The sequence below is a fragment of the Rossellomorea sp. NS-SX7 genome (genome assembly GCF_052828565.1).
The window spans coordinates 4035394-4045000 of the sequence record NZ_CM128249.1; the positions used below are offsets into that span (position 1 = coordinate 4035394).

A 9607-nucleotide genomic window follows, 5' to 3' on the forward strand; every position below is an offset into this window, starting at 1 on the left:
GTTTGGGATGATTTTGTTTAAAACAGTCCCCGGTTTTCTTTGTAATCCTGCTTGAAATTACGTTATAATAAATAAGATCATATATGAAAAGTGCCATCTGCCAAATGGGTTCGGCGATCAGGCTGGAAGTGCCTGGCCGGACGTGGTGCGGCACTATGAACGAAAGCATACATACATAAAAAAGAGGGGGGAGTATTTTGGCATATCAAGCATTATATCGTGTGTGGCGTCCGCAGTCATTTGTAGACGTCGTCGGGCAGCAGCATGTGACGAAAACACTGCAAAATGCTCTCCTTCATCAAAAGATTTCCCACGCCTATCTCTTTTCTGGGCCGCGCGGAACCGGAAAGACGAGTGCAGCGAAGATCCTTGCAAAAGCGGTCAACTGTGAACGTTCCCCTGTTGCAGAGCCTTGTAACGAGTGTGACGCATGTAAAGGGATCACGGACGGATCCATCCCGGATGTGATTGAAATCGATGCCGCTTCCAACAACGGAGTAGAGGAAATACGCGACATACGCGATAAAGTGAAATACTCACCGAACGTGGTTGATTATAAGGTCTATATCATCGATGAGGTCCATATGCTTTCAATCGGGGCTTTCAACGCCCTTTTGAAAACATTGGAGGAGCCTCCGAAGCACGTCATCTTCATATTGGCAACGACCGAGCCCCACAAGATCCCGCTCACGATCATTTCCCGCTGTCAGCGTTTCGATTTCAAACGGATCACAGCCATGGATATCGTCGGAAGAATGAGCCATATCGCCACGGAATCGGGTGTGAACTATGAAGAGAATGCGCTGGCAGTGATCGCGAGAGCGGCTGAAGGCGGGATGCGTGATGCACTCAGCCTGCTCGATCAGGCGATTTCCTTCAGCCAGGATATTGTCACTGTGGATGATGCCTTGACGGTTACAGGTGCGGTTTCCCAGGGCTATCTGAATACACTCGCAAGGGCAATCCTTGAAAAGGATGTCTCAAAAGGTTTGGGTGCACTGGAAGAACTTCTTTTCCAAGGGAAGGATCCGGCCCGTTTTGCCGAAGACTTCATTCTTTATTACAGGGATATGCTTCTCTATCAAACGGCCCCTAACCTCGAGGAATCGATGGAAAGGGTCATGCTCGATGATGAATTCAAGGAGCTTGCACAAGAAACGCAGGCTGGCCAGATTTATCAATATATCGATGTACTGAATCAAGCGGGGCAGGAGATGAAATTCAGCAATCATGCCCGTATCTACTTAGAGGTTTCCATCGTGAAGCTTTGTCAGCTCGAAGCACCTCGAAGCGCGTCTTCACCTGAAGTCGGCGAGATGATGAAGAAGATCCAAGCGCTTGAAAAAGAAATCCAGCAGCTGAAGGCGAATGGCGTCAAGGCACAGTCTGAACCTGCTGCACAGCCGGCCAAAAAGCCGATGCGAGCCAAGAAAGGCTTCCGTGCACCGGTCGGACAAATACAGGAAGTACTCAAGAATGCGACAAAAGAGGATCTCGGACTCATCAAAAGCCGCTGGGGAGATATGATGGAAACATTGAACCAGCGTCAGATGCGGTCACAGGCCGCCCTGTTGAATGATGCTGAACCGGTGGCAGCGACGGATGGTTCTTTTGTGTTAAAATTTAAATATGATATACACTGCCAGATGGCGATGGAGAACCAGTCTTTCCTCTCGGCCATGGATTCGATCCTTCAGGAGCTAACGGGAACCAGTTACACACCGATCGGGATACCTGAAGATCAGTGGCTCCCATTAAGGGAAGAGTTCATCCGTAACTCACAAACGGAACCAGGTGACGGCGAAGCAGGTGAGGCAAACGAAGGGGATACCCTTCTCTCGGAAGCCGAAAAGATTGCCGGCGATTTAGTCGAACTAAATGATTGACGTTTGAAATACCACATTAAGTGTATGAATAATTTTTAATAAACTATTGGAGGTCATGAAACTATGCGTGGAATGGGTAATATGCAAAATATGATGAAGCAGATGCAGAAGATGCAAAAGAAAATGGCAGAAGCACAAGAGGAGCTTGGTGAAAAGGAAATCGAAGGATCTGCAGGCGGCGGTATGGTCACTGTCATCGTTTCTGGTCACAAACAAGTCCTTGATGTAAAAATCAATGAAGAAGTAGTAGATCCTGAAGATATCGACATGCTGCAGGATTTAGTGCTGGCTGCAACGAATGATGCTCTTAAGAAAGCAGACGAATTAACGAATTCTACTATGGGTCAGTTCACTAAAGGAATGAACCTGCCGGGAATGTTCTAGGAGGCAATATCATGCATTATCCTGAGCCTATATCAAAGCTGATCGACAGCTTTATGAAATTGCCAGGAATCGGGCCGAAAACTGCGGCCCGTCTGGCTTTTTTTGTACTTAGCATGAAAGAAGACACAGTCTTGGACTTTGCAAAGGCATTAGTGAATGCCAAACGTAATTTAAGCTATTGCTCTGTCTGCGGTCACATAACGGACCAGGATCCCTGCTATATCTGTGAGGATCAGCGAAGAGATCGCAGTATCGTCTGCGTGGTCCAGGACCCCAAAGATGTTATTGCAATGGAGAAGATGAAGGAATATAACGGTCTTTACCATGTCCTTCATGGCGCCATTTCCCCTATGGATGGAATCGGCCCTGAGGACATCAACGTACCGGACCTGATTAAACGTCTTCAAAGCGACGAGGTGCAGGAAGTGATTCTTGCCACAAACCCGAATATCGAAGGTGAAGCAACCGCCATGTATATTTCGCGGCTCGTCAAACCATCCGGCATCCGCATCACGCGTATCGCTCATGGTCTGCCTGTTGGCGGAGACCTCGAATATGCGGATGAAGTCACATTGTCAAAAGCCCTTGAAGGAAGAAGAGACGTTTAAAAGGGAGAGAGCATCTATGTTTTTCCGAAGAAAAGGGAAACTCAAACGAGAGTACGATCAATCGCTGCTTCAGACATTGGAAGAAGCGAAGGAGCATTGGAACCAGCAGCGGAGCATCGATGAGATGAGTGTGGACTACAATTTGAATCTTCACTGCTCTTCGAAAATCGCTGAGGCGAAATATTTTTTCTTATTTAGAGAAGCGAAACATAGAAAGATCGTCATAAAAAGGTAGACAACCCTCATATCCTTTCAATAAGAGATGTTTAATGTTCCATGTTGAGAGGAGAGAGGGTATGAACCCGGTAATCGTGATTTCTGTAATCAGCGGACTCATCGTCCTTCTGTTAATCACAGGTACACCCATCAAACCGCTGCGATTTGTAGGACAAGTCGCCATGAAGGTCATGATCGGAGCGCTATTTCTATTTTTCCTGAACGCCTTTGGCAGTCAGTACGGAATCCACGTCCCCATTAATCTGGCGACGTCCTCCATTTCCGGCATCCTTGGCATTCCGGGAGTGGTGGGGCTGACGGTGATACAGATGTGGATTGTGTAAGAAAGACAACTAACATAAGAGAGAAGCGGCAGCCTTGAAAGGGGCTGCTTTTTCTTTTTCAGGAAGGTTACGTCTTGCGTATTTTCTGATAAACTATCTAACTAACTGGAGGTGCTAAAAGCATGGTTATTTCTTCGCAAATTGCCCAATCGATCGTAGAGGAAACGGTCAAGGTCATTCAACGCAACATCAATTTCATGGATGCCAATGCAAGTATCATCGCGAGTGTCGACAGGGATCGCATTGGCGATTTCCATGAAGGGGCGCTGAAGGTCCTGCAGACGAAAGAAACTGTGATCATCCATGAAGACGACGAATTCAGGGGAGCGAAGAAAGGCGTGAATCTTCCCGTCTACTTGAATAACCGGATTCTTGGTGTCATCGGAATCACCGGGGAACCCGATGAAGTCGTTCAATTTGGTGAAGTGATCAGGAGGATGACCGAGATTCTCTTAAAAGAGGCGCATCTTGAAGAGCAGCTCGAACTTGAAAATATCGCGAAAGTTTCGTTTATCGATGAATGGATCGATGGGGACTGGGAAGATGATAAATTGTTTGCTGCACGCGGCTGGATACTGGGAATCAATGTCCATCTCCCAAGAGTGGCTGTAGTGATGGATATTATCGGGTTCAATGACGTACTTTATGAAAAGTTGAGAAGTCACCAGGCCGATGTAAAAGGCGAATTGGAATTTCAGCGCTTTAGACGTGAAATTCTTGAAATGGTTCAAAATCATTTTCCTAAAGAAAGCCAGCATGTCATCATTCCAGCAGGAAGTACTCGCTATACGTTGCTGCTGTCTGTGGATGAAACACTCACGGAGCAAAAAAGAAAAGAGAAGATTCAATACCGTCTGGACAACATCCAAACGTCCATTCAATCTGTATATGGTTATGATACGGCGATCGGAGTGGGGAAAATGTATCTTGAGCCCCGTGAGGCAGCAAAATCTGTGCACGAAGCAGAGCGTGCCCTCCTGCACGCAAAGAATCGAAACCAAGCTTCTTACTTTTACGATCAGCTTGGAATCGAATCGTTCGCATATGATCTCCCTTATGAGGTACGAGAGGAATATGTGAAGAATGTCCTGCAGCCTGACACTAAGAAGAACCTTGATCAAATGATCGAGACGTTAAAAACCTTTTATGATGCGGGCGGGTCCATCACTGAAGCAGCAGAAACGTTATACATACATAAAAACACGCTGCAATACCGATTAAAACGAATTAAAGAAGTAACTGGATTCGATCCAAGAGTATTACCGGATGCCGCGATGTTTTATGTGGCGCTTACCTTTCATCTCATAAATACTGGAACGAAAAGAACAAATCCTTAGTTGATTTGTTCTTTTTTGTGTTTGGTAACAAAAATATATAAATTTCTAAGTTATTTTTTGTTGTGAGTACCATAGATAGTAGGTGAAACGTTTAGTATGATAGCGATAACACAATTTAGACGGAAGTGAGAGTGGCGAAAATGAAGACGATTGAACAGAAACGAAAAACCATTCTTGAAAATCTTGAATTTGTATATGGAAAGGAAAAAGGAGAAGCGATTTATGAACAAGTAAACAGCTTGGTAGACCGCTATAAGGATAAATCCCTTTCCCTCTCAAAGCAGTGGGTGGATGAGAAGGATATTATGGTCATTACATATGGTGATTCCATCAAGGAAGATGGAAAAGCACCGCTGAAAAGTTTAAAAGAATTCTTAACGGAGCATACGGAAGGAAAAATCAATTCTGTACACGTCCTCCCCTTTTACCCTTATTCTTCGGATGATGGATTTTCCGTCATTGATTATTTGAAGGTCAACCCTGACTTGGGTGAGTGGGAAGATATCCACGACCTGGCTGAGGAATTCGACATCATGTTTGATGCTGTCATCAATCATATATCGAGTCAAAGTGATTGGTTTAAAGAATATAAAAGTGGAAATCCCGCATATGAACATTTTTTTGTAGAAGCGGATCCAAATGAAGATTACAGCACGATCACAAGACCAAGGGCCCTTCCTCTTTTAACAAAAGTAGAAACAAACAGAGGCGAGAAATATGTGTGGACAACCTTCAGTGACGATCAAATCGATTTAAACTATGAAAACGAAGGCCTGCTTCTATCGATATTGGATATCCTTGCTGAATATGTAGAACATGGAGCGCGTTATCTTCGCCTGGACGCGATTGGTTTCATGTGGAAGAAGCTGGGGACGACAAGCATTCATTTGGAGGAAACTCACCGTCTCGTACAGATTATGAGAGATGTTCTTGAGATCATTGCTCCCGGCACGATCATCATTACTGAAACCAATGTACCGCATAAAGATAATATCAGCTATTTTGGCAACGGCCATAACGAAGCCCATCTTGTGTATCAGTTTCCGCTGCCGCCGCTGACACTGCAGGCATTTCAAACGGAAGATGCAACCCATCTATCGAATTGGGCGGGAAATCTTGAGTCGACTACGGAAGATACAACGTTCTTCAATTTCCTTGCTTCCCATGATGGAGTCGGGGTTCGTCCTGTGGAAGGAATCCTGAGTCAGGAAGAAGTCCAAGCGATGGTGGAGAAAGTGAAGGAGCGCGGCGGCTATGTGTCTTATAAAGATAATGGCGACGGAACTCAAAGCCCGTACGAGTTAAATATCAATTACCTGGATGCATTATCCATACCAGGGGAATCCGACGAGAAAAAAGCCAGCCGTTTCCTTGCCGCTCAATCGATCCTGCTTTCGATGATGGGAGTGCCAGGGATTTATATCCATAGTCTGCTGGGTTCGAGAAATGATCATGAAGGCGTGAAGGAAACCGGGAGATACCGTTCGATTAACCGTAAAAAATTAAATCGCAGCGAACTTGAGGAAGAGGTACTGAAGGAAGGGTCGCTTAGAAATCTGATTTTCACTGACTACAAGCATTCCATCTCGGTGCGTACAGAAGAGAAAGCTTTCCACCCTAATGCGACCCAGGAGGTTTTCTTTACCGACAAGCGAGTTCTTTCAATGAAACGTTCGAATGTACAAGACAACAGTGAAGTAACCGTTCTGGTGAATGTGTCCGGGGATGATGTCCCGGTTACTATTACAGGGCTGAATCAGCCGGGGGACAGGGTGAAGGATTTACTTACGGAACAGATGTTCAACAAAGATAATGGAACCCTGACACTTACCCTTTCACCTTATGAAGTACTTTGGTTAAAGGAGTCAAACGAATGATGAAAGCCGTCATTGCACCCGATTCCTTCAAGGGATCGATGACAAGTATACAAGCAGCAGAAGCCATCAAAGAAGGTCTCATTAAAGTTAATCCTTCATATAAAACCGTATTGATTCCGATGGCTGATGGGGGTGAAGGAACGGTCGAAGCATTATGCGCCATCCTGAATGGTGAACTGGTTTCTGCTGAAGTAAGAGATCCTTTGGGACGCAGAGTCACAGCATCCTATGGATGGTTGGAAGAAACAAGTACAGCAGTCATTGAAACAGCAGCTGCTTCAGGTCTTCCTTTGTTGAAGAACGATGAACTCAATCCCGCAATAGCTTCCACCTATGGAACAGGGGAACTTGTGAAAAAAGCATTGGACAGGGGAGCGAAGCGGATCATCATCGGATTGGGCGGCAGTGCCACAGTCGATGGCGGTACAGGTTTCCTTCAAGCGCTGGGAGTAAGGTTTTTCGATCAAAACGGAAAGGAACTGGATGGTGGAGGCGGTATGCTCTCTGCTATCGATTCGATTGATTCTAACGATCTTGATCAAAGACTCCGTCATGTAGAAATCATCGCGGCCTCTGATGTGACAAACCCTTTGTTGGGAACAGAAGGAGCAGTCTCAGTATTTGGGCCGCAAAAGGGTGTATCAGAAGACAGAATTGCCCAGTTCGAAACAGGAATGGAACATTTCGCTGAAAAAACAGTCGCTCACACGGGTGTTGACTATCGAATGGAAGAAGGAAGCGGGGCAGCCGGAGGGTTTGGGTATGCTCTTCATTCCTTTCTCCACCCTGTTTTTGAAAGCGGTTTTAAGATTATAGCAAAGCTGAGCAATCTGGAAGCCCATATCAAGGAGGCTTCGATTGTCTTTACCGGAGAAGGAAAGGTGGATGCTCAGTCGCTATATGGGAAGGTTCCCATCGGTATCTCAAGGATAGCCAGGGAACATGGGGTTCCGACAGTGGCGTTCACAGGGAAAATCGAAGGCAACTTGGAAAAGGCTGCGGCTGAAGGGTTGAGCCTGGTCATGCCGATTGTGGATGAGCCAATGTCACTGGAAAGTGCGATGGAAAACGGCTCGGTTTTATTAGAAAAAGCAGCTTCAAGGTTGATGAAAATCTATGAACTCATACATGAAAACAAGGGGGAAAACCGCTAATGAGCAGCTTCACACTATTGGATTATGTTATTTTTGTTGCTTACATCGCAGGGACTGCTATATTCGGCGCTATGTTTGGAAAAAACCAAAAAACGACGAAGGACTATTTTCTTGGGGGAAGAAGCATCCCCTGGTGGGCAATCGGTCTATCTGTCATGGCGACACAAGCAAGTGCCATCACGTTCATCGGGGCACCGGGATGGGGGTATGAAGGTGGTCTTGAACGGATCAATACCTTCATCAACGTTCCATTGGCGATGGCATTCCTGATTGCCACCATCGTCCCTTTCTTTTATAAAACAGAGGTATACACGGCTTATGAATACCTTGAAAAACGTTTTGATGTGAAGACGCGTACGTTAACGGCGGGGCTGTTCCTGGTTGCACGCGGACTCGCAACAGGTGTGGTGCTGTATGCTCCAGCCCTTGTATTATCCGTTGTTACCGGATGGGACATTTCATTCACCATCATTTTAATGGCTGTCATTGCCGTAGCATATACCGTATTAGGAGGAATCTCCGCGGTTATATGGACTGACGTCGTGCAGATGTTCATCTTATGGCTCGGCGCAGCATTGAGTATCGTTGTCATTTATATGAAGGTTCCAGGCGGATGGACCGAAATCATGGATACCGCTTCTGCAGCGGGTATGCTTCAATCACTGGATTTCTCATTTGATTTGTCGGTTGAATACAGCGTATGGGCCGGTGTGATCGGCGGACTATTCCTTCACGCCGCATATTTTGGTACAGATCAAAGTCAGATCCAGCGTGTACTGACTAGTAAATCCATCCGCGAAAGTAAGTTATCGTTAGTGCTGAGCGGGGTTCTGATGATCCCTCAAATGCTATTATTCTTGTTTATCGGGGTGCTTTTATATGTGTACTACCAACATGCAGGCGACCCGAATGTAGAGAACTTAAACGAACTGTTCCCGCTGTTTGTCGTAAATGAACTGCCTGCAGGTATCTCAGGCCTCATCATTGCCGGTGTATTCGCAGCAGCCATGTCAAGCCTGGACTCGGCACTGAATTCACTATCAGCTGTATCGATCCGCGACTTTTACAGTAAGTTCTTTAAGAAAAATGCTTCAGAAGCACATTACTTAAAAGCCTCACGTTGGGCGACCGTTTTCTGGGGAATCTACGCAACCATTTTTGCATTCTTTGCTTCCAACCTTGGACCTGTCATTGAAGCAGTCAATAAAATCGGTTCTTATTTCTATGGAGCACTACTGGGTGCGTTCCTGCTCGCGATTTTCACAAGAAGAACGAATGGGACAGGGGCATTCGCCGGAATCATCGCCGGGATGTTCTCGGTATGGGCAGTCATCCAATTTGCCTCTATCTCTTGGCTTTACAATAATGTAGTAGGTGCAATTGTGGCATTTGCGGTTGGATATGCTGTAAGTTTACTAGGGGCCAAGCCTGAAAAGCATAAGCTTGAAGGACTGACGTTAAGTGAAACAGATGACAGCCTCCAGCATAAGCTTGCAGCAAGATCGGAAGCGGCCACTGCATTGGAAGAAGCAGAAATGGAAAGTGAGCGTAAGACGAAGAAGTGGCCGCTTTACTTAGTAGGTTACTTTATCGTCGTCATGATCTTCCTTATGTTCCTTCAAAACCTATAATTGATAGAAAAGCAGAAAGGAGGGGTTGAACGGTGAAAGAAGGGTACTATCTTAAAGAGGTCATCGAAAAGGGAGAAGCGGTAAATGCGATTCGGGAATACGAGTCCAGTTTTCTTGTACGGATACTGTCAAAGGAAAAGAAACACCTTTCATCCATGGAATTAGCTTAT

10 protein-coding genes (1 of these 10 cut by a window edge) are annotated in these 9607 nt (G+C 45.7%); all 10 read left to right on the forward strand.

Features of this window, described 5'->3' with window-relative positions; all coding sequences use genetic code 11:
- The first annotated feature begins 197 nt into the window (after positions 1-197).
- Positions 198-1886: a DNA polymerase III subunit gamma/tau gene (gene dnaX, locus ACUXV2_RS19965; RefSeq protein WP_446244873.1), complete on the forward strand. Its 1689-nt coding sequence runs from the start codon at positions 198-200 to the stop codon at positions 1884-1886.
- A gap of 63 nt (positions 1887-1949) precedes the next feature.
- Complete coding sequence (locus ACUXV2_RS19970; RefSeq protein ID WP_175989797.1) at positions 1950-2270, forward strand: YbaB/EbfC family nucleoid-associated protein; 321 nt, start codon at positions 1950-1952, stop codon at positions 2268-2270.
- Positions 2271-2281: 11 nt separating this feature from the next.
- Positions 2282-2878 (forward strand): recombination mediator RecR, encoded by a 597-nt coding sequence (gene recR / locus ACUXV2_RS19975; protein ID WP_175989796.1) that lies wholly within the window; start codon positions 2282-2284, stop codon positions 2876-2878.
- Positions 2879-2894: 16 nt separating this feature from the next.
- Positions 2895-3113 (forward strand): YaaL family protein, encoded by a 219-nt coding sequence (locus tag ACUXV2_RS19980; RefSeq protein ID WP_446244874.1) that lies wholly within the window; start codon positions 2895-2897, stop codon positions 3111-3113.
- Positions 3114-3174: 61 nt separating this feature from the next.
- On the forward strand, positions 3175-3438 hold the full coding sequence (locus ACUXV2_RS19985; protein WP_446244875.1) for a pro-sigmaK processing inhibitor BofA family protein: 264 nt from the start codon (positions 3175-3177) through the stop codon (positions 3436-3438).
- A gap of 122 nt (positions 3439-3560) precedes the next feature.
- Positions 3561-4775, forward strand: a complete 1215-nt coding sequence (locus ACUXV2_RS19990; RefSeq protein ID WP_446244876.1) for a CdaR family transcriptional regulator — start codon at positions 3561-3563, stop codon at positions 4773-4775.
- Between the two features lie 140 nt (positions 4776-4915).
- Complete coding sequence (locus ACUXV2_RS19995) at positions 4916-6652, forward strand: sugar phosphorylase (RefSeq protein ID WP_446244877.1); 1737 nt, start codon at positions 4916-4918, stop codon at positions 6650-6652.
- A complete protein-coding gene (locus ACUXV2_RS20000) occupies positions 6649-7806 on the forward strand; it encodes a glycerate kinase (protein WP_446244878.1) in 1158 nt (385 codons plus the stop codon). The genes ACUXV2_RS19995 and ACUXV2_RS20000 overlap by 4 nt, the downstream gene beginning before the upstream one ends.
- A complete protein-coding gene (locus ACUXV2_RS20005) occupies positions 7806-9437 on the forward strand; it encodes a sodium:solute symporter (protein WP_446244879.1) in 1632 nt (543 codons plus the stop codon). Before ACUXV2_RS20000 ends, ACUXV2_RS20005 begins: the two co-directional genes overlap by 1 nt.
- 32 nt (positions 9438-9469) lie before the next feature.
- On the forward strand, positions 9470-9607 hold the start of the coding sequence (locus ACUXV2_RS20010; RefSeq protein WP_446244880.1) for a hypothetical protein. The gene runs 396 nt beyond the window's last position; the window shows 138 of its 534 coding nt (coding positions 1-138); the start codon lies at positions 9470-9472; the stop codon falls past the right edge of the window.

Excerpts from the sequence above, each read along its gene's own strand:
- ACUXV2_RS20005 (WP_446244879.1), top strand. The coding sequence starts at position 7,806 with ATGAGCAGCTTCACACTATTGGATTATGTTATTTTTGTTGCTTACATC.
- ACUXV2_RS19980 (WP_446244874.1), top strand. The coding sequence starts at position 2,895 with ATGTTTTTCCGAAGAAAAGGGAAACTCAAACGAGAGTACGATCAATCG.
- ACUXV2_RS19985 (WP_446244875.1), top strand. The coding sequence starts at position 3,175 with ATGAACCCGGTAATCGTGATTTCTGTAATCAGCGGACTCATCGTCCTT.
- ACUXV2_RS19990 (WP_446244876.1), top strand. The coding sequence starts at position 3,561 with ATGGTTATTTCTTCGCAAATTGCCCAATCGATCGTAGAGGAAACGGTC.
- ACUXV2_RS19995 (WP_446244877.1), top strand. The coding sequence starts at position 4,916 with ATGAAGACGATTGAACAGAAACGAAAAACCATTCTTGAAAATCTTGAA.
- ACUXV2_RS19970 (WP_175989797.1), top strand. The coding sequence starts at position 1,950 with ATGCGTGGAATGGGTAATATGCAAAATATGATGAAGCAGATGCAGAAG.
- recR (WP_175989796.1), top strand. The coding sequence starts at position 2,282 with ATGCATTATCCTGAGCCTATATCAAAGCTGATCGACAGCTTTATGAAA.
- ACUXV2_RS20000 (WP_446244878.1), top strand. The coding sequence starts at position 6,649 with ATGATGAAAGCCGTCATTGCACCCGATTCCTTCAAGGGATCGATGACA.